The sequence below is a fragment of the Streptococcus suis genome, from assembly GCF_002964045.1.
GTDB lineage: Bacteria > Bacillota > Bacilli > Lactobacillales > Streptococcaceae > Streptococcus > Streptococcus suis_U.
Genome location: NZ_POPB01000305.1, coordinates 1 through 20,700, shown reverse-complemented (window position 1 = coordinate 20,700; position 20,700 = coordinate 1). Strand labels below are relative to the sequence as shown.

At 40.9% G+C, this 20,700-nt stretch carries 20 protein-coding genes and 1 riboswitch; of the genes, 18 read left to right on the top strand and 2 right to left on the bottom strand.

Features of this window, described 5'->3' with window-relative positions:
- The first annotated feature begins 394 nt into the window (after positions 1-394).
- Positions 395-526 carry a DUF3272 family protein gene (locus C1E99_RS04780; RefSeq protein ID WP_238146209.1) on the top strand — a complete coding sequence of 44 codons (132 nt, stop codon included), beginning with the start codon at positions 395-397 and terminating at the stop codon, positions 524-526.
- Here C1E99_RS04780 and birA read toward each other — a convergent pair.
- Complete coding sequence (gene birA / locus C1E99_RS04775) at positions 492-1,448, bottom strand: bifunctional biotin--[acetyl-CoA-carboxylase] ligase/biotin operon repressor BirA (protein WP_105206763.1); 957 nt, start codon at positions 1,446-1,448, stop codon at positions 492-494. The two genes, C1E99_RS04780 and birA, sit on opposite strands and share 35 nt — an antisense overlap.
- 65 nt (positions 1,449-1,513) lie before the next feature.
- Between birA and C1E99_RS04770 the strand changes: the two genes are divergently transcribed.
- The 11 genes from C1E99_RS04770 to C1E99_RS04715 all read left to right on the top strand — a co-directional run bounded on the left by C1E99_RS04770 (position 1,514) and on the right by C1E99_RS04715 (position 15,582).
- Positions 1,514-2,548, top strand: a complete 1,035-nt coding sequence (locus C1E99_RS04770) for a M42 family metallopeptidase (protein ID WP_105206762.1) — start codon at positions 1,514-1,516, stop codon at positions 2,546-2,548.
- Between the two features lies 1 nt (position 2,549).
- Positions 2,550-3,287, top strand: coding sequence for a hypothetical protein (locus C1E99_RS04765; RefSeq protein ID WP_105206761.1), 738 nt, complete (start codon positions 2,550-2,552; stop codon positions 3,285-3,287).
- A gap of 16 nt (positions 3,288-3,303) precedes the next feature.
- Positions 3,304-3,771 (top strand): deoxycytidylate deaminase, encoded by a 468-nt coding sequence (locus C1E99_RS04760; protein ID WP_105206760.1) that lies wholly within the window; start codon positions 3,304-3,306, stop codon positions 3,769-3,771.
- A 377-nt stretch (positions 3,772-4,148) separates the two neighbouring features.
- Positions 4,149-5,336: a methionine adenosyltransferase gene (gene metK, locus C1E99_RS04755; protein WP_105107068.1), complete on the top strand. Its 1,188-nt coding sequence runs from the start codon at positions 4,149-4,151 to the stop codon at positions 5,334-5,336.
- Positions 5,337-5,474: 138 nt separating this feature from the next.
- Positions 5,475-6,734 carry a UDP-N-acetylglucosamine 1-carboxyvinyltransferase gene (locus C1E99_RS04750; RefSeq protein ID WP_105206759.1) on the top strand — a complete coding sequence of 420 codons (1,260 nt, stop codon included), beginning with the start codon at positions 5,475-5,477 and terminating at the stop codon, positions 6,732-6,734.
- 69 nt (positions 6,735-6,803) lie between these two features.
- Positions 6,804-7,376, top strand: a complete 573-nt coding sequence (locus tag C1E99_RS04745; protein ID WP_105206765.1) for a GNAT family N-acetyltransferase — start codon at positions 6,804-6,806, stop codon at positions 7,374-7,376.
- The gene (locus tag C1E99_RS04740) at positions 7,373-8,233 is read left to right on the top strand and encodes a methionyl aminopeptidase (RefSeq protein WP_105206758.1); all 861 of its coding nucleotides are present in this window, start codon (positions 7,373-7,375) and stop codon (positions 8,231-8,233) included. The genes C1E99_RS04745 and C1E99_RS04740 overlap by 4 nt, the downstream gene beginning before the upstream one ends.
- 129 nt (positions 8,234-8,362) lie before the next feature.
- Positions 8,363-9,286, top strand: coding sequence for a YihY/virulence factor BrkB family protein (locus C1E99_RS04730; RefSeq protein WP_105206757.1), 924 nt, complete (start codon positions 8,363-8,365; stop codon positions 9,284-9,286).
- 140 nt (positions 9,287-9,426) lie between these two features.
- On the top strand, positions 9,427-11,064 hold the full coding sequence (locus tag C1E99_RS04725; RefSeq protein ID WP_105206756.1) for a hypothetical protein: 1,638 nt from the start codon (positions 9,427-9,429) through the stop codon (positions 11,062-11,064).
- Positions 11,065-11,066: 2 nt separating this feature from the next.
- Complete coding sequence (locus C1E99_RS04720; RefSeq protein WP_105206755.1) at positions 11,067-14,063, top strand: ATP-binding protein; 2,997 nt, start codon at positions 11,067-11,069, stop codon at positions 14,061-14,063.
- 1 nt (position 14,064) lies between these two features.
- Positions 14,065-15,582 carry a DNA/RNA non-specific endonuclease gene (locus C1E99_RS04715; RefSeq protein WP_105206754.1) on the top strand — a complete coding sequence of 506 codons (1,518 nt, stop codon included), beginning with the start codon at positions 14,065-14,067 and terminating at the stop codon, positions 15,580-15,582.
- Between the two features lie 23 nt (positions 15,583-15,605).
- On the opposite strand, the gene C1E99_RS04710 is transcribed toward C1E99_RS04715, so the two are convergent.
- Positions 15,606-16,043 (bottom strand): GtrA family protein, encoded by a 438-nt coding sequence (locus tag C1E99_RS04710; RefSeq protein ID WP_105107072.1) that lies wholly within the window; start codon positions 16,041-16,043, stop codon positions 15,606-15,608.
- A 29-nt stretch (positions 16,044-16,072) separates the two neighbouring features.
- A riboswitch (PreQ1 riboswitch) is annotated at positions 16,073-16,175 on the top strand.
- On the opposite strand from C1E99_RS04710, the gene C1E99_RS04705 reads away from it, so the two are divergent.
- The 6 genes from C1E99_RS04705 (at position 16,173) to C1E99_RS04680 (ending at position 20,658) form a co-directional block, all read left to right on the top strand.
- Complete coding sequence (locus C1E99_RS04705) at positions 16,173-16,688, top strand: QueT transporter family protein (RefSeq protein ID WP_105107073.1); 516 nt, start codon at positions 16,173-16,175, stop codon at positions 16,686-16,688. It overlaps the preceding riboswitch by 3 nt.
- A 112-nt stretch (positions 16,689-16,800) precedes the next feature.
- The gene (locus tag C1E99_RS04700; RefSeq protein ID WP_105206753.1) at positions 16,801-17,643 is read left to right on the top strand and encodes an aldo/keto reductase; all 843 of its coding nucleotides are present in this window, start codon (positions 16,801-16,803) and stop codon (positions 17,641-17,643) included.
- A gap of 81 nt (positions 17,644-17,724) precedes the next feature.
- Positions 17,725-19,881 (top strand): Tex family protein, encoded by a 2,157-nt coding sequence (locus C1E99_RS04695; RefSeq protein WP_105206752.1) that lies wholly within the window; start codon positions 17,725-17,727, stop codon positions 19,879-19,881.
- Entirely contained in the window at positions 19,868-20,332 is a 465-nt protein-coding gene (locus C1E99_RS04690; protein WP_105134096.1) for a SprT family protein, read from the top strand. The genes C1E99_RS04695 and C1E99_RS04690 overlap by 14 nt, the downstream gene beginning before the upstream one ends.
- A gap of 57 nt (positions 20,333-20,389) precedes the next feature.
- Positions 20,390-20,554, top strand: a complete 165-nt coding sequence (locus C1E99_RS04685; RefSeq protein ID WP_002935077.1) for a peptide-binding protein — start codon at positions 20,390-20,392, stop codon at positions 20,552-20,554.
- Positions 20,555-20,574: 20 nt separating this feature from the next.
- Positions 20,575-20,658, top strand: a complete 84-nt coding sequence (locus C1E99_RS04680; RefSeq protein WP_013641314.1) for a 23S rRNA methyltransferase attenuation leader peptide — start codon at positions 20,575-20,577, stop codon at positions 20,656-20,658.
- Positions 20,659-20,700 lie beyond the last annotated feature (42 nt).

Sequence of the window (20,700 nt, the reverse complement as noted above, 5' to 3'; positions counted from 1 at the left end):
AATGAGTTGTTTAGTCGCTTTTCATTATAGGTCATATGGGACTTTTTTTCTACACTCAAAAAGGCTCCATAATCTCCACGGTGGATTTACCCGCTACAGAAATTATAGAGCCAAAATAAAAGGCTGAATTCCAGCCTTTTTTATACTTTTATACATTTAATATCAATTGCTATACTTCAAAAATCAAAAGAACATATGCTAATCTGATTAAATAAATTGGGCAGAACTCGACAGTCTAAAAGAGTGATCTTAACTTTTGAACGGATTTTTCAATAACTTGTAAGAAAATAAATGGAATAATCTGCACCTTGTTCAAATTTTTGGTATAATTTATCTTATGAGACTTCCACAATTTCTTTTTTTAGCTATTACAACAATTTTAGCAATTTATTTTATGAATGCCTCCCTGCTAGCAGGAGATTTCTTTATAGCGGGAATTTATGCCTTCATCGCCTTTCGCAATCTTCACTTTGCCTACAAGGTGACACGTTTTATTCGTTTGGTGGAGAAGCAGACCAAGAAGTAAGACTGATTTCTCCGCTGGAGATGATTTTTGCCTTGCCGTTATCCAGTTGGATAACTAGATTGCCTGTATCGGTGACTGCGATGGCTGTTCCCTTAAATTCAACCTGATTTTCTACAAAGCTCACTTGTTGGCCAACAACAAGTGATTTTTCTTTATAGAGAGCAATCAATTCTTGTTCGTCGGTTTCGAAGAATGCTTTCCAAATGGCTGTAATCAACTGGTTGCGGGTAAAGGGAGGCTGGTCGTCGAAGAGATTACCGGCTGATTGACGGAGTTCTTTGGGAAAATCATCAATATGGACATTGATACCCACTCCGATGATGACATCGGTCACCCGTTGGTTTTCCATGGAAGAAATGGCTTCGGTTAAGATGCCAGCCACTTTCTTCTGCCCCAGATAAATATCATTGACCCACTTGATTTGGACATCTAGGTCACAAAGGGACTGAATGGCCTTGACCACAGCGGCTGCGGCTAGAATGGTATAGGGTTTAAATTCAAGGAAGAGGACATTTGGTGAAAGGCGGAGAGACATATAGATACCGCCTGATTTGGAGGCATAAAATGGTCTCCCAAATCGTCCCTTGGCTTTATTCTGATAGGGAGCTAGATAGAGGGCAGGACTAGAATGACCGGCTTCAATACCTTGCTTGGCATCTAATTGGGTGGAATCACTATCGGTATTGAGGTGGACAGGAAGTTGGAGCTCCTGTGAAATCAAATCTGGCAGCAACAAATCCCCCTCGGCCAATTTGTAGCCACGATTGCGGGCTGCCTCAATGGTCAGACCATGTGCTTCCAACTGACGAATGGCTTTCCAAATGGAAGTCCGAGAAATCCCCAATTCCTGGGCCAAATCCTCGCCACTGACGTAGTCGTCTTTTTCTTTTAATAGTAAATAAATCTTCTGGTAGGTTTTCATGTCTTCATTATAGCAAAAAAATGTCCTAAAACATGATATAATAGATTACAAATAAGGAGGTTTTCATGAAGACACTTGATTACATCGTTAAACTGACCAATACACCGTCGCCAACGGGCTATACGACGAACATTATGAACTACATCAAGGCAGAAGTGGAAGGTTTCGGCTATGAGGCTATCAAGACTGCAAAGGGTGGCATTCTAGTTACAGTTCCTGGGGAAAATGACCAGAAACATCGGATGCTGACTGCCCATCTGGACACTTTGGGTGCCATGGTGCGTGCAGTCAAGCCAGACGGCCGACTCAAAATGGATTTGGTGGGAGGATTTGGCTACCCTTCTATTGAAGGAGAAAACTGCCTGATTCATTGTGCCAAGAATGGTAAGACCTTTACAGGTACAATTTTGATGCACCAAACTTCTGTCCATGTCTATCGAGATGCTAGCACCGCTGAGCGCAACCAGACCAATATGGAGATTCGTTTGGATGAAAAAGTAACCAATGCGGATCAGACGCGGTCCTTGGGGATTGAAGTCGGAGACTTTATCTCCTTTGATCCACGGACTATTGTGACTGAAACTGGCTTTATCAAGAGCCGTCACCTGGATGACAAGGTTTCAGCCGCTATCCTGCTTCATCTTTTGAAGGTTTACAAGGAAGAGGCAATCACTCTACCTTATACCACCCATTTCTATTTCTCCAATAATGAAGAGATTGGCTACGGTGCCAACTCTAGCATTCCAAGTCAGGTGGTTGAGTATCTGGCGGTGGATATGGGGGCAATGGGAGATGACCAGCAGACAGATGAGTACACAGTTTCTATCTGTGTCAAAGATGGTTCAGGCCCATATCATTATGAACTCCGTCAGCACTTGGTAGCCTTGGCAGAGAGGGATGGTATTCCATATAAATTAGACATTTATCCATATTATGGTTCGGATGCATCTGCGGCTATGCGAGCTGGTGCAGATGTCAAGCACGCCCTACTTGGTGCGGGGATTGAGTCTAGCCATTCTTATGAACGCACCCATTTGGATTCGGTCCATGCGACTGAGCGGATGGTAGATGCCTACTTGAAATCAGCAATGGTAGACTGAGATGAATGAAAGCCGTTTTTTAGAGTTATTCAATGACTTGGACAAGGTCCTGCGCAAGGTCTGTGGAGTTGCGGATGGGGAATACGCAGATGTTGGTTCCATGCTAGCCAAAGCCAAGGAATTGACGCGACATAATCCCGTTGAGGCTAATTGGGATAATCTCTACGTAGCCAGACAGCTCCGTAATCTTATGGTCCACGAAAGACGAACGAGTCTGAAAGAAGTCGCTCAGCCCTCGCCAGAATTGATTGCTGTCTTGGAAAAGGTCATTGCCCAGTACCAAACACCCATGACCATTGAAACCTATTTACAAAAGGTTCAGAAAATCAAGCCTATCATATTTGATAGCCAGGATAAATTGATGAGTGCCTTGGAAATCGTAGAGCGAGAGCATGTTTCTAAGTTTCCTATTTTTTCTGGCAAGTCCTATCAAGGCTTGGTGTCCGATAAGGGCTTGGCCAACTGGTTAGCAAAAACGAGTAAGGAAGTAAGCTCTATTCGTGATACATTAGTGGAAGCTAGTTTGGCAGATGTATTGGCCTGTGAGGAAGATAGTATTCAAGTGGTCATTTTACCAGCTCAAACCAGTCTTTACCAGCTGATCAATCATTTCGAAGGGCAGAAAAGGACAACGGTTTTGGTCAGTCGTCAATCCAATGGGCAACTTCATTCGCCAGAGGATATCGTCGGAATTATCACAGCTCAAGACTTAGTAGCAATTTATGGAATGGTGGATTGAGCGGAAAGGAAAAATCATGTCAACAAATCGTTTAGCCTGGGATGAATATTTTGCGGCGCAGGCGCTCTTGATTGCCAATCGGGCGACTTGTAAACGTGCCAAGGTTGGTGCTGTCTTGGTCAAGGACAACAAGGTTGTAGCAACAGGATACAATGGCTCGGTTTCAGGGACAGAACATTGCCTGGACCAGGAATGCCTCATGATTGACGGTCATTGTGCTAGGACCTTGCATGCGGAAGTCAATGCCATTTTGCAGGGAGCAGAAAGGGGCATTCCACATGGTTTTACTGCCTATGTGACCCATTTTCCCTGCCTCAATTGTTCCAAGCAATTGTTACAGGTTGGTTGCCAACGTGTCGTCTATATCAATGAATACAGAATGGACGACTATGCCCAGTATCTTTATAAGGAAAAAGGGTGTGAGTTGGTGCATTTACCCTTGCAGGCAGTCAAGGCAGCCATTGCGGACGCAGAATTTATGTAATCAGCAAAGAAGTTATCAGAAAGTGGTAACTTCTTTTTTATTTTTTGTAAATGAACTGCCAAGACAGCTGAAACTATGGTATACTAGAAACGTTATTAAGTCCCGAAAAGGTAGTTTATAGACTAGTTAATATTTGCAGAAACACTTGAAATACAATAAAAGAAACTGGTAACATTGAATAGTTAGCGTAAAAACTTTACTACACTTTAGTCACCATTTTCTTCAAATAAGGCTGATTTCATACAGTCTGGTATTGTCTTTCTCGTTGAGTATTTGGAAATTTTCCCTTGCTCAAGACAGGTGTCTTTCGCAAATCACTAGTCTTCGACTAGTTCTTTGTAACCTTGATAACAATTTATTTTAAGGGGGACATTTTTATGTCAGAACGTAAGTTGTTTACGTCTGAATCTGTTTCGGAGGGTCATCCGGATAAGATTGCAGACCAGATTTCAGATGCCATTTTGGATGCTATTTTAGCAGAGGATCCAGATGCGCACGTAGCGGCGGAAACGGCTGTTTATACAGGTAGTGTTCATGTCTTTGGTGAGATTTCAACCACAGCCTATGTAGATATTAACCGTGTGGTACGTGATACGATTGCGGAGATTGGCTATACAAAAGGTGAGTATGGTTTTTCAGCTGAGTCGGTTGGGGTTCATCCGTCACTTGTAGAGCAATCGCCAGATATTGCCCAAGGCGTCAATGAAGCTTTGGAAACTCGTCAAGATGCTAGTCAAGATCCATTGGATTTGATTGGTGCAGGTGACCAGGGGCTCATGTTTGGTTTTGCAGTAGATGAAACGCCTGAACTGATGCCATTGCCAATTTCACTTAGTCACAAATTGGTGCGTCGCTTGGCCGAGTTGAGAAAGTCTGGTGAAATTGCTTATCTCCGTCCAGATGCAAAGTCACAAGTAACAGTTGAATACGATGAAGACAATCAACCAGTTCGTGTGGATACTGTCGTTATTTCGACCCAGCATGATCCAGAAGTTAGCCAGGAGCAAATTCGTCAGGATGTGATTGAGCGTGTCGTTAAGGAAATCATTCCAGCTCAATATTTGGATGATCAAACCAACTACTTTATCAACCCAACTGGTCGCTTTGTTATTGGTGGACCTCAAGGGGACTCTGGTTTGACAGGTCGTAAGATTATCGTTGATACCTATGGTGGTTATTCTCGTCATGGTGGCGGTGCCTTCTCTGGTAAGGATGCGACCAAAGTGGACCGTTCTGCATCTTATGCGGCACGCTACATCGCTAAAAATATCGTTGCAGCTGGTTTGGCTAAAAAGGCTGAGGTTCAATTGGCTTACGCTATCGGTGTTGCTCACCCAGTTTCAGTTCGCATCGATACCTTTGGTACGAGCACAGTAGCGGAAAGCAAATTAGAAGCAGCTGTTCGTCAGATTTTCGATTTGCGCCCAGCTGGTATTATTCAAATGTTGGACCTCAAACGTCCGATTTACAAGCAAACTGCAGCCTATGGACACATGGGACGTACCGATATCGACTTGCCATGGGAACGCTTGGATAAGGTAGACGCTTTGCAATCAGCGCTATAAAAGATTATGTAAGAACAGTTGCAAAACAGGAGACAGACTTGCTCCTGTTTTTTTGCATATCAAATAACTAGCTTTTTAGCTCCTCTTGTGGTAGAATGAAACGTATGCCTTTTTGAAAGGAAAAAGAGACTAGATTGTATGAGAAAAATTGTTATTAATGGAGGAAAGGAATTAAAAGGGTCAGTTACTGTTAGCGGTGCTAAGAATTCAGTAGTTGCCTTGATTCCTGCTATTATTTTATCGGATGGAATTGTCACACTAGATGGTGTCCCTGCAATTTCAGATGTAGATAGTTTGATTGATATTATGGAAACCATGGGGGCTACCGTCAAGCGTGATGGTGAAACGCTTGAAATTGATCCTCGTGGTGTTCAAGATATGCCCATGCCCTTTGGTAAAATCAACAGTTTACGTGCTTCTTATTATTTCTACGGTTCACTTTTGGGGCGCTTCGGTCAAGCAGTGGTTGGTCTGCCGGGTGGCTGTGATTTAGGTCCACGTCCGATTGATTTACATTTGAAAGCATTTGCGGCCATGGGTGCTGAAACGACTTATGAAGGTGAATACATGCGTTTGGCGACAAATGGTCAACGTATCCAAGGAGCGCATATCTTCATGGATGTTGTCAGTGTTGGTGCGACAATCAATACTATTTTGGCAGCTGTTAAAGCTGAAGGTCGTACGGTTATTGAAAATGCGGCGCGTGAGCCAGAAATTATTGATGTTGCAACCTTGCTCAACAATATGGGCGCTCATATTCGTGGAGCGGGTACAGATATCATTACAATTGACGGTGTTGATAGCCTTCACGGGACTCGCCACCAAGTTATCCCAGACCGGATTGAAGCTGGTACCTATATTGCTCTTGCTGCGGCAGTTGGTGAAGGTATTCGTATTGATAATGTTCTTTATGAACACTTGGAAAGCTTTATTGCTAAGTTGGAAGAAATGGGCGTTCGCATGACTATTTCTGAAGACAGCATCTTTGTTGAAAAGCAAGAAAAGTTAAAGGCTGTAAGTATCAAAACTTCGCCCTATCCAGGCTTTGCGACTGACTTGCAACAGCCAATCACACCGCTCCTATTGACCGCAGAAGGAACAGGCAAAATTATTGATACCATTTATGAAAAACGGGTCGGGCATGTTCAGGAACTAGCTAATCTTGGTGCTAAGATTTCGACAGGTAGCAATCATATTGCCTTCGAAGGTCCAAATCAATTGACCGGTACATCTGTTAAAGCGACAGATTTGCGTGCGGGGGCTGCTATGGTCATTGCAGGTTTGATGGCTCAAGGTCGTACAGAAATTACCAATATTGAGTTTATCTTGCGTGGCTATTCAAATATTATTGAGAAATTAACAGAACTGGGTGCAGATATTCAGTTGGTTGAGGACTAGTAGCAGTTTCTTGCTGCTAACATGAAACAATTCGGGGCTGGGAGTTATTCTCAGCCCCTTGGGTACACTATGACAGTTTGGACAAGACTAGCAAAGTTTGCTTGCTTTGAAACAGAAGGCTTGATTTTGCGCCCCTTTTCCTATGAAGATGGAGAAAATTTCTTTGACATCGTTTCCAAACCAGAAAATCTTCCCTTTATCTTTCCGGCCTTGGAGGATAAGAACCTGGCTCTTGCGACCATGGTTGAGAAATTTATGCGTAGCCCTTTGGGCAATTGGGCTCTGGTGGATAAGGTTTCTAGGCAGATGATTGGTGCGCTTTGTTTTGAAAAACTAGATGAACGTTTGCTAACTGCGGAGCTCAGCTATTTCCTAAAAAAAGATTACTGGGGGCGAGGGCTGATGACGGAAGCGGTGAAAAATCTGGTCTTTCTAGCCTTTTATGAAATCGGTCTGAAGGAATTGACCATCATCACCCATGAGGAAAATGTGGCCAGTCAGATGGTGGCTAGAAAATCGGGCTTTGTGCAGGTCGGGCAGTATAAGGGGAGTGACCGTTACAGTCACAAAACAAGAAAGTATAGAAAATTTAGCTTGAAGAAGACAGATTTTAAATTAGAAATGTATGAGGAGAATCAATGATTACCATTAAATCACAACGTGAAATTGATGCCATGAACCGTGCTGGTGATGTACTAGCTGGTATCCATATCGGCTTGCGTGATATCATCAAACCAGGCGTGGACATGTGGGAAGTGGAAGAATATGTCCGTAAAATATGTAAGGAAAAAAATGTCTTGCCTCTTCAAATTGGTGTTGATGGTGAGTTGATGGACTATCCTTATGCGACTTGTTGTGGGCTCAACGACGAAGTTGCCCATGCCTTCCCACGTCATTACAAACTGAAAGAAGGCGATTTGTTGAAAGTCGATATGGTTCTCAGCGAGCCCTTGGATAAATCTGTCCTTGATGTTTCTAAACTTAATTTTAATGATGTTAAGGCTATGAAGAAAATTACCCAGACCTATCGTGGTGGTTGTGCAGACTCTTGCTGGGCTTATGCAGTTGGTCAAGTTTCAGAGGAAGTGCAAAAACTGATGGATGTAACCAAGGAGTGTTTGTATCGTGGTATCGAGCAAGCCGTTGTTGGCAATCGTATCGGTGATATCGGTGCGGCTATCCAAGAATATGCCGAAGGGCTTGGCTATGGTGTTGTTCGTGACTTGGTCGGCCACGGTGTTGGTCCAACTTTCCACGAAGAGCCAATGGTTCCTCACTATGGAACAAAAGGCCGCGGACTTCGCTTGCGTGAGGGTATGGTCTTGACCATTGAGCCAATGATTAACACAGGTACCTGGGAAATCGATACCGATATGAAGACTGGTTGGGCTCATAAGACGCTTGATGGTGGTTTGTCTTGCCAATACGAACACCAATTTGTTATCACCAAAGATGGTCCGGTCATTTTGACGAGTCAAGGCGAGGAAGGGACTTACTAATACTCTTCGAAAATCAAAAGCAGACGTTGTTGACTTGATTTGATGAACGTCAGTTCTATCTACATCTTCGTCGCCTAGTCTGTTTTTAATTTTCATTGAGTATAAAATAGCAAGAAAGGAGGAGAGGGAATGAAGAAAACCAAAATTGTTGAAGGTTTGAAAACATTCTGCTCAACCTTCTTTTCTTTTTATCGGAATGCTGATATTGATGTGACCAGTGTCGCGGTTGCATATTACCTGCTCATTTCTATTTTTCCTATTTTGTTGACTTTGGCCAATCTTTTGCCTTATTTTCCTTTTGATATAGATGCTATTTTGTCAGTCGTTGCTGAATTTGTTCCTGATAGGCTTTATCCGTCGGTATCTGCCTTTATTACTTCTATTTTGACCAAGCCGTCTACATCTTGGTTAGGTATTTCAATTGTAACGACACTATGGACTTTGTCACGCAGTATGACAATTCTACAGAAGGCAGTCAATAAGGCTTACGGTCTCAATGAACACAGAGATTTTATCATTGGCCATCTGATTGGTATATTTTTGGGCATTGGTCTTCAGGTCATTATTTTATTAAGTATGACCATTTTAACCTTTGGGCAGGTGATAATATCCTATTTCAAAGAATTGTTTCAATTGGAAAATGCTTGGATTGCGGGGATTTTTAGCCAATCACAGTTGATTGGATTATTTGCTTTATTTACAGCCCTGTGTATGCTCTATTTTTTCCTTCCTAATGTTCGGATAAAAAAGATTCGCTATGTCTTACCGGGTGCAAGCTTTGTCTTGCTGACCATGATGTCGGTTGGAAAGTTTTTTGCATTGTATGTGGATAATTATGCCAATCGATTGCTAGATTTTAGAATGGTTACAGCCGTTATTTTCCTTGTTTTTATGCTTTGGTTTATTTTTATGGCCCAAGTGTTGATTATTGGTGCGGTCATCAATGCCAGTGTTCAGAGTATGCAGGTCGAAGAATTTCATGCAAGAGATGGGGACTTTGTTTCGATTTTGAATAGGATTAAGGGACGCTTTACACCGATTGATAGAGAGTAAATCCCAAACTAACCGAATATAAAAAACGAGGTTTCAGCTGGAGCCTCAGTTTTTTTACATAAACCTTGTTTATCTCTTCATTTAAAGATATAAAATGATATAATTGTATTAAAAAATAAGTTAAAAAAGGGTCTAGTATTATGGTTAAGGTAGAGTTGAACTATAATCCTTATTTATTTGAGACAATTGTTCGGTTCAATGGGGAAGAACCAATGATAAATAGTCTTGTTGAAAAATATAAAACAGAGAAGTTACAGCAGTGGGTGAATCAGGTTCCTAGTATATTTTACGATGAAATGAATGGCTTTGATTTTGATTTGGAGTTTTCAGGAACAGAATCAGATTTTCTAGGGCTTAAAAAATCTTTTTTGACTGCAGGTATTTCAGAGTCGGATGTCAGATTTTTTCATAAAGAAAAACTAGAGGATGTTACTACAAAAAATGAACGTATCAATCAGTTACTTTCTTGGTTAGAAGTCAATAGAAACAGAAGATTCCCTTATTTGGATTTTATAGAGTTAAATCAAGATTTGTTTATAAATGAGTATCCGTGTTTATTGATTGGTAGTCGAGTAGATATTCCAACTAGTTTTCATGATGAAGTAACCATAGAAAGTATCGAGGCTATCAGTCAATTACCGAGTGATTTAGAGAATACCCCCATTATTTTCTACATAGACATGAATAATAGGGAGGTTATTAAAGAGTTCCTCAACTATCTTTTGGTAAATGCAAATGTAATACAGGAGCAGATTTTCTTTTTGTGTTCAAGTAACTTGGATCAACCAATACTTGAGAGGTTGGTTCAGGATTTTGGGATTAATAGTCCAACATTTCTCAAAGGAATTGCTGATACGAGGCTTTTAGATTATTTCCATACTTATCCACAAACGAATTATGTTGCTCAAGTTTTGAAATGTTTGCAAAATGAAATTGAAAAATTACAAGCTGAACTGGATATTGAAAATCAACAGAGTCAAAAAGTAAATGCTTTAGTCTATAAGAAAATTCGTACTTTAGAAGATATTTTACATAAACTGAATGTATCTAAAGCTCAATTTGAAAAGAATGAAGTTGAGGAATTTTTTGCTGAACTGCAGATTGTAAAACAAAATATTATTGAAAGACTTCAAAAATGGAATAGACGAAGAGTTAGAATTGACAATGATTACACAGCCTACCAGGTAATGGCCCAACTTAATTACTTCGTTCAACAACAATTTCAAGAATTTTTAAATCAAGTTGAATCTTTCTACTTTTTAAAAAGTAAAGAAATTGAGAATGATAAGTTAGATATTTATCTGAAAGCAGAATATAAAGATGGTTTTGTAGCAAATACTCAACTAGATTTTGATGGGGCAAAGTGGTATGTAGTAGATATGACTGAGTCCTTAAAAGTTTTCAGAAAGCAAGAGATGGTACCAAAGCAGGATGATATTCTTGAACTAATTAATCCATTTGGCAAGAAGAAACAGAGAGATACACTAGAGATGGTGGAAAGAATTACCTACCTTTATCAAGATTTTAGAGATAAGGCAGTGGAACTTCTTACTCCTATATTGGATGATGTCATAGCAGAATGTATTCGATTATTAACAGAAAAGTCAAGTCAAGAAGATAGAATTTATGTTCTCCATTTAGAAGAGTTAATTGGCAAACATGAGGACGAGAAGGAAGAGTTAACCAATCAGTTAACAGAAGATGAAAAAGAGTTACAATTCGATAATGATTGGTTCTTACAATTTGAAAATCAAGTACATAAAATTGGAAGAGGATAAGGATGGCAGAATTACCAAAAACTCAAACAGATTTACAACTTTCTGATGGGACTGAGTTAAGTCTAAAAAATCGGTTAGATATCATTGACGAGGGGATTCGCCGAAAGTATTTGGCTCGTCTTACAGAAATGCCGATTGCCCCCATTCAATCTATTAAGCCGCTTGAAGAAGATTTAATTAATAACGTTCGACTTTTTAAAATCACTGAAATGGTTTATCAGAAGGGAGAACCTGTAACAGATAAATTCACAACTGTTTTCAATACTCTTTCAACTTATAATACATCTGTATTTATTCTCTTGGACAGTGACGGGAATAAGACTGATTTCTATCTAGGTGTGAGAAATAATGAGCAAGACGGATCAATCAGCAAACGTTCAACAGTCACCTTAAGCGATACGTTAAAAAATACACTAATTGGTCATTTCCCAGGTTCAAAAATCAAAAATGAGGATCGGCAATCAATTTCAGTCTTATCCAATAAATTATTAACGTATCAAAATATGGCTTCTGTTAGCGTTGTAGGGACGTCAAAAACGGCTACTTCAGATGAATATTCATTTGTACAAGGTCTTGAAAAATTAGCCTTAGCCTTGCAAGGGAGACAATATACAGGGATTATATTAGCTCAAAATCAATCGTCTCAATCCATAGAATTATTAAGAAAAGACTATCAAGATTTGTATAGTAAGCTATCTGCACTACAAAAGAGCCAAGTGACAGAAAATATCAGTTCAACTATTTCAAAAAATCAGTCATTTGCGGAGATGGATGGACGACAAAAAGCAGCAATGATTGGTCAAGCAGCAGTAAATGTTTTAGGTGCTGGACTTGGAGCAGCAATTGGAGCGAATACTGTCGGTATTAGTCAAGGTGCAATGTTAGGCGGGCAATTAGTGGCACCAATTGGTGGCTTCATTGCTTCCTTAGCTCCTGTAGAAAATCGAAGTGAAAGCTATTCGAGTAGTAGAAGCACTACAATTGAAAATAAGGCTATCACCGATATGATGGGGTTATTAGATGAAGCAATCAAGCGAACCAATGAATTTGATAGTTATGGTGTTTGGACTGTTGCAGGTTATTTTAGTTCAGATGATATGGCTACAGCTGAGATTGCAGCAAGTAACTATCGTTCTTTAATGAATGGTGAACAGTCTGGTCGTGAAGTTTCAGCTATTAATTCATGGAGAAGAAACAATCCGGAACTATTAGGAGATTTTCAGGATTTGATGACCTACCTTTCTCGGTTTGCTCATCCTCAATTTATTTATGGTAGTAATATCTTGATTAATGCTGCGACGACTGTTAGTGGTAAAGAATTAGGTCTTCATCTGGGTTTACCTCGGAAAACTGTACCAGGTTTACCCGTGATAGAGCATGCAGAGTTTGGAAAAGAAGTATATTCCTACACGCCAAGGTATGACGATAATCCTGAGAATAGGTTAACTTTGGGAAAAGTGTTTGATTTAGGGCAAGTAACCGATAAGGTTGTTGAATTAGATAATAAAAGTTTGAGCATGCATACTTTTATTACTGGATCTACAGGGTCAGGAAAGTCTAATACGGTATACCAAATTCTCAGTGAGCTTCGCCAAGATAAGAAAAAATTCTTGGTGATAGAGCCGGCGAAGGGAGAGTATAAAGATGTATTTGGAAACTATGATGATGTGAATGTATTTTCTACTAATCCAAATCTAGCTCCCTTAGTACATATAAATCCATTCGCATTTCCTGATTCTGTACATGTCTTAGAACATGTTGACGGGTTAGTTGAAATATTTAGTGTTTGTTGGCCAATGTATGATGCAATGCCTGCCTTCTTTAAAGAATCAATCCTACAAGCCTATGAGGTTGTTGGTTGGGATTTAATCTCTTCAAAATTTGAAGGGGAAGAAAAAGTCTATCCTAATTTTGAAGTTATTTCTGAAGAATTGGAGAAATTGATTGACCAATCGGATTATGCTTCCGATATCAAATCCAATTACAGAGGTGCCTTGCTGACGCGTGTTCGTTCTTTGACGGTGGGATTAAATAGATTGATTTTTTCAAATCAACATACCCCATATGAACAACTATTTGATGAAAATTGTATTCTAGATATTAGTAGGATAAAATCAGCAGAAACTAGGGCATTGATAATGGGCTTGACAATTTATGCACTTAATGAGCATCGACTAGATCAAGTGGAATGCAAGATCCTTAAGAAGAACCAAGAGTTTTGGCATGCAACCATTATTGAAGAAGCACATAATTTATTAAAAAACACCAGTCAGCAAGGAGATTCTAGTTTGATTGGTAAGTCTGTTGAAATGGTAACCAATACAATTGCGGAAATTCGTACATATGGAGAAGGTGTGATCATTGTGGACCAGTCTCCGTCGGCAGTTGATATTGCGGCAATCAAAAATACCAATACAAAAATTATTCTACGGACACCGGAAGCAAATGATAGGGAAGCGATTGGGCGTTCTATTGGATTAACAGTTGATCAGGTGAATGAAATTGCTAAATTGCCTAAAGGGGTAGCAGTTGTATATCAAAATGAATGGCTCAGTCCAGTTTTAACAAAAGTTGATAAGGCATCTGTTCAGGAAGGTGAATATCAAAATAGATTTCCTCAACTTATTCAGTCAGTTAGAGAGGCTCGATCTGACTTGATCTCAGTTTTATTACAAGCTTGGTTAGAATTAACTCCAATTTCTAAAAAATCATTATTAGTTAGTTTAGAAATGATAGACGTGAGTAGAAAAACACGAAATCTCATCAGTCATTTAATTGATGACTATGCTTTTTTAGGAGGAAAATTAATTTGGTCAAATCAGGAAATAGTATTGTTACAAGGATTAGTTTTGGAAGTTTTAGGAATCAGTCACTCCTTGTTTGAACACATTGTGGATTTGGGTGCACAAGCTTTAAGGGATTTGGTAATCAGTAGGACAAATGGATTTAATCAAAGTCAAATTGATGTCATTTGCCACGTATTAACAAAGGTGGATTAAGATGGAAAAGAGTTTACGATTTGATAGTTTAGAAACAAATAGACTAGATACCTTTGGTCATAATATTGAAGATAAGTTAAGAAATTTACATAAGGAATTTCCTTCAAATGTTAAAGCTAGTGATGGAGTATACGGGATACAGGAAATCCAAAAAGAGAATGGGCTAGTTGAGAGAATTGGCAGAAATAATCAAAACATTGTTTATAAAGAGTATCTACGAGATGGTCAGTTGTATCTTCGGAGGGAAAAAATTAAGCCTGGACTATTGAAACATTCTTATATTGATGATTCTGGGCAGGTGTATCTCGACGAATGGCGTAGTAAAAATTCGGATGGAACTTGGCAGCGCAATCAAAGAGTAAGACCAAATATTGAAATAAAAAAAGGTAATGTGACTGCTGTTTCAGATAATCAAGGAAGAATTACTTCGGCTTCAATTGAAGACTTGCAATTGAAAACAGGAGAGAAGCGGTCTAGTTTACAAGGAATAAAAAGAGAAGATCATTATAGAGTTAATGATCAAAAAGGACATCTGATTCCAGATAGATTTTATGGTTCCAATTTGCCAGAGAATATTGTTGCTCAGCTTGATAGAGTCAATCAAAGAAAAATAAAAGAAGTAGAAGGTCTTGTTGCAAATCTAAAAAAAGCGGGAAATAAGGTAGATTACCGCGTTGATGTGAATTACCATCCGAATTCTCATCGTCCGACCTCATTTGAGCCACATATAAGAGTCAATGGGGAGAACTATCTATTATCTAAAGATTTACAAAAAATCTATAATTCGGATGTGAAATTATTTGGACGAATAGCAACCAATCTAGGTGAGAGTGCCAATAAACTATTGGTATCCGATATACATAAAGAGGGTATGAAGAACGGAAAAATGGCTATGGCTTTGACGGGAGCAATGTCATTGATTGATAATACTGTCCAGATTGTTGAAGGCCAGAAATCAGTTGAGGAAGGTATTGTAGATCTTACCAATGATACTGGAATCGCAGGTGTTGTAGCATATGGAACAGGTATTATTACAGAGACAGTCAGCAAAAAAATGGCAGATTCTAGCCGTACCTTGCTGAAAGGATTGGCCAAAAACAATATTCCGGCAACCGCCGTATCGTACGCAGTCGAATCATATGATACAATTTCTGAATTTGCTCGTGGAAGAATTGAAGGTACTGAGCTCGCCTATCGAATGGGTGATCATACAGCAGCTACTGCAGGCGCTATTGCAGGTGCAAAAGTTGGCGCTACACTAGGAACAGCTGTAGGACCAGCTGGAACTGTAGCAGGTGGAGTTGTTGGCGGTATGGTTGGCTATGTGATTGCATCTGAGGCCTATCAGTCAGCAATTGAGATAGGGTCTCCTGCGGTTGATGCCTTGGGAGAAAAAGTTCAAGAGTATGGTCAACAAGTAGCAGAACTCGCAACTGAAACAATTCCTGAAAAAGCTGGTGCGCTCATTGAAGATATGACAAAATACGCAAGTGAATTCAAACTTCCTTTGAAATTGTAAAAAACGAGGTTCCAATTGGAGCCTCATTTCTTATCTTTAAAAATAAATAATTTACTCAAGAAATAATTGAGTACGATAACCAGTACTTGTGAGAAGAGTGTTGCGATGGCGTTAACCAGTGAGATGTCATTATTGACGAATTGTCCAATCCATTGTGGGTAGGCTTGTACCAGCAAATAGGCTAAAAACATATCCAAAACTAAGGTTGAAATACGTGCAGTAGCGAACTTGATGAGACGTTGTCCCCAGCCTGCTCTGGCTTGTTTGAAAACGAACCGGTCATTGGTCCAGAAGGCAAAGAGAATAGCGACAGCATTTGCCAGAAGGGTAACAAGAAGAATGGAAGGGATGACTAGAAATAGCCCCATTCGAGTAACCATATAGACAAGGGTAGCTGCAACCCCTGCAATCAAATAAAGGATGACTTCATTATTTATAAGTTGATAAAATAGTTTTTTCATAAGAACTAGTCTACCATTTTTCTTTCATTTATGCTATACTAGACAACGTTGTTGAGAAAATCAATGACCCTTGGGGCTTGCTCACTTTACCCAAGCATATTTCAAGCATTTTGCTAAAGGAGAATTTTTATGAATACATCTAAATGGACTGCCAGAGATATGGCAGAGATTGCGCTTGTCGCTGCCATCTATGTAGCTTTGACCTTGACACCGCCCTTGAATGCTATTTCCTTCGGAGCTGTTCAGTTCCGCTTGTCAGAAATGCTCAATTTCTTGGCTTTTTATAATCGCAAGTATATCATCGCTGTGACCATCGGTTGCATGATTTCCAATTTGATAGGATTTGGGGTCATTGACCTTTTTGTTGGTGGATTTTCAACCCTTATCTTTGTTACCCTTGGGGTTATCCTCTTTGAAAAATACAAGAATGACTACCTCTTCGGTGGCTTGTTTAATAAGGCATTCTTTTATTTCTCATTCTTTTTTGCGGCGACCATGTTTACCATCGCCTTGGAATTGAAATTCTTGTATCAATCACCATTCTTCGTGACCTGGTTGACAACTGCTGGCGGAGAACTGCTTTCCTTGCTAGTTGGAGCAGTAGTGATTGATAAGTTATCGAAAAAAATCAATTTCGAGAGATAAGTTTTAGAGAAAAATGTGAGCAGACACTTTCGGGTGTCTTTTTCTATCTAAATTTTTGTCAGGGCTTACATTTTAGGGTATACTAGAACTAGAAAATACAGGAGGTCTCTTTATGAAGACATATCAACTAGCTAATGGTGTGACCATTCCAAAAATTGGTTTTGGGACTTGGCAAATTCCTGACGGTGAAGAGGCTCATCGTTCGGTTCTCTATGCCTTGGAAGCGGGCTACCGTCATATTGACACTGCTCAGATTTATGGAAATGAAGCTAGTGTCGGTCAGGCCATTGCGGACAGTAGTGTGGCACGGGAGGATATTTTCCTAACGACAAAGGTTTGGAATGACAAGGTTGGCTATGAGGACACCTTGGCGTCTGTTGAGGTGTCCATGAAGAAATTGCAGGTGGACTATCTAGACTTGCTCCTTATTCACTGGCCCAATCCACAGGCTATTCGTGACGGCATCGGCTGGAAGGAGCGCAATGCTCGTGTATGGAAAGCCATGGAAGAGCTCTACCATTCAGGTAAGGTCAAAGCTATCGGTGTCTCGAACTTTATGGAACATCACCTGGAAGGCTTATTGGAAACTGCTGAAATCACACCCATGGTCAACCAGATTATGTTGGCACCCGGTACTCCACAGTCAGAATTAGTAGCCTACTGCAAAGCCAAAGGCATTCTCTTGGAAGCCTATAGCCCATTTGGTACAGGAACACTTTTCCAAAGTCAAGAAGCAACAGAACTAGCTAAAGAAGCAGGTTGCAGCGTGGCTCAGCTGGCACTGGCTTGGTCCCTAGATAAAGGTTTCCTGCCATTGCCAAAATCAACCAGCCCAGAAAATATCAAGGCCAATTTGGATATTGATGACCTAGTCATTAGTCCAGAGGCCGTAGCCCAGTTGGACAAGCTTGCAGGTGTCAAAGGGTGGTTAGACCCAGATTTGGCAGCGTTTTAAGAAGAAAAATGAAAGTATGTGTAGCTCACATGCTTTTTCTATTGTGGTAATTTACAACGCTTTCATGCTATAATAGTAGCTATGGAAGAAAAATATTTGAAAATTGCTCAGGAATTGGGCGTTAGTTTAAAACAAATTGATACGGTTCTTGCTTTAACAGCGGAAGGCAACACCATTCCCTTTATTGCTCGTTATCGGAAGGATGTGACTGGGAACTTGGACGAGGTGGTCATCAAGTCCATAATCGATCGGGATAAGGCCTTGACTGCTCTTGCTGACCGTAAGGCTACTGTCCTTGCCAAGATTGAAGAGCAAGGCAAATTGACAGACCAGCTCCGGCAGGCTATCGAGGAAGCGGAAAAGTTGGCAGATGTGGAAGAACTCTACCTGCCTTATAAGGAAAAACGTCGGACCAAGGCAACGGTGGCGCGTGAGGCAGGGCTGTTCCCACTGGCTCGTCTGATTTTGCAGAATGTGGCTGACTTGGAAGAACAGGCTGAAGGTTTTATCTGCGAGGGCTTTGACACTGCTCAGGCTTGTTTGGCTGGGGCTGTGGATATTTTGGTCGAAGCGATCTCAGAAGACAATAAGCTTCGGGCTTGGGTTTACCATGAAGTGCAGACCAATTCAAGCCTTACTTCAGAGCTAAAAGATCAAGAAGCAGATGAAAAAGAAGTCTTTCAGATTTACTATGATTTTTCAGAGAAGGTGGCAAAAATGCAGGGTTATAAGACCTTGGCCATCAATCGTGGGGAGAAATTAGGCATTCTCAAGGTTTCTTTTGAACACAATGTGGATAAAATGATTCGCTTCTTTGAGCTACGTTTTCCACAGTCCAATAGCTACATCAAGGATGTCATCCAGCAGGCCATCAAGAAGAAAATTCTGCCTGCTATGGAGCGTCGGATTCGGACAGAATTGACGGAAGAAGCAGAGGAAGGGGCTATCCAGCTCTTCTCTAAAAACCTACGTAATCTGCTTCTCGTATCTCCCCTCAAAGGCAAGGTTGTTCTTGGTTTTGACCCTGCCTTTCGGACAGGGGCTAAGCTGGCGGTTGTAGACCAGACTGGAAAACTCTTGACAACCCAGGTCATCTACCCAGTTGAGCCGGCTGGTCAGCGCCAAATTGCCCAGGCCAAGAAAGACTTGGCAGACTTGATTGGGCAATACCAAGTGGAAATCATTGCTATCGGAAATGGGACGGCCAGCCGTGAGTCTGAAGCTTTCGTTGCTGATTTGCTCAAGGACTTCCCAGAAGTTTCCTACGTCATCGTCAATGAAAGCGGAGCTTCTGTCTACTCAGCTTCTGAACTGGCGAGATATGAGTTCCCAGACCTCCCTGTGGAAAAACGCTCTGCCATTTCCATCGCCCGCCGTCTGCAAGACCCTCTGGCTGAGCTTGTCAAAATTGATCCCAAGTCTATCGGTGTCGGCCAGTACCAGCACGATGTCAACCAGAAGTCTCTGTCTGAAAGTCTGGATTTTGTGGTCGATACGGTGGTCAACCAGGTCGGTGTCAATGTCAATACGGCCAGTCCTGCCCTTTTGGCTCACGTTGCTGGTCTTAACAAGACCATTTCGGAGAACATTGTCAAGTACCGTGAGGAAAATGGTGCTCTGACCTCTCGTCAGCAGCTCAAAAAGGTGCCTCGTCTGGGTGACAAGGCCTTTGAGCAGGCAGCTGGTTTCTTGCGAATTCCTGATGCGACTAACTTTTTGGACAATACTGGCGTGCACCCTGAGTCCTACAAGGCTGTGGAAAACCTGTTAGAACTTCTAGCGATTGACCACCTAGATGAGGCTGCGCAGGAAAAATTAAAGCAGGTTGCTATCGTAGATACAGCAGAAAAAATCGGTGTCGGTCAGGAAACCTTGAAGGACATCATCGCAGACTTGCTCAAACCTGGTCGTGATTTACGGGATGACTTTGAAGCACCAGTCCTCCGCCAAGATGTCTTGGATGTTAAGGACCTGGTAGTCGGACAGGAATTGCAAGGTACGGTCCGCAATATTGTGGACTTTGGAGCCTTTGTGGATATCGGTGTCCACGAGGATGGTCTGGTCCACATTTCACGCATGGTCAAGCGCAAACGGGGTAAAAATGGACGCCAACAAGTCTTACCACATCCAAGCGAAGTTCTCGCAGTTGGGGAGATCGTAACGGTCTGGGTGGTAGAAGTCGACATCAAACGCAACCGTATCGGTCTTAGCCTTTTGAAACCAAATGGATCTGAATAAGTATGTGCAGGAAGTTTCCCTGCAAGACTTCGGTAAGGAATTCCGGCATGTAGCGATCTGGAACAGGCGATTACGCTCAACGGGTGGTCGCTTTTTTCCAAGAGATGGGCATTTGGATTTTAACCCCAAACATCTGGAGGAACAAGGCTTAGAAGTCTTTCGGAAGATTGTCCGCCACGAGCTCTGCCACTACCATCTCTACTTTGAGAAAAAAGGCTATCGGCACGGAGACAGGGACTTCAAGGAACTGTTAGCTGCGGTGGACGGCCTGCGCTATGCTCCCAAACTGGAACAAACCGCCAAGCCAAGCCTGCTTTATACCTGTCAGTCCTGTGGACAAGTCTACCAGCGCAAGCGCCGCATTGACCTAAAAAAATACCGATGTGGGATGTGTAGGGGTAAACTTACTTTATATATTAATCACAAATCACTTATCACAAATCACAAGTGATTTGTGATTGTTGATGATAAAATAAGAATAAGAAGAAATAGAAAGAAGTGAGTGATTGTGGGAAATTTAGGCGCACAAAAAGAAAAACGAAATGATACACCAATCAGTGCAAAAAAAGATATAATGGGAGATAAGACGGTTCGTGTTCGTGCTGACTTGCACCATATCATAAAATTTTGTATAATAGGAATTGAAGTTAAATTAGATGCTAAAAATTTGTAATTAAGAAGGAGGGATTCGTCATGTTGGTATTCAAAATGCGTAATGTAGATAAAACATCTACTGTTTTGAAACAGACTAAAAACAGTGATTACGCAGATAAATAAATACGTTAGATTAATTCCTACCAGTGACTAATCTTATGACTT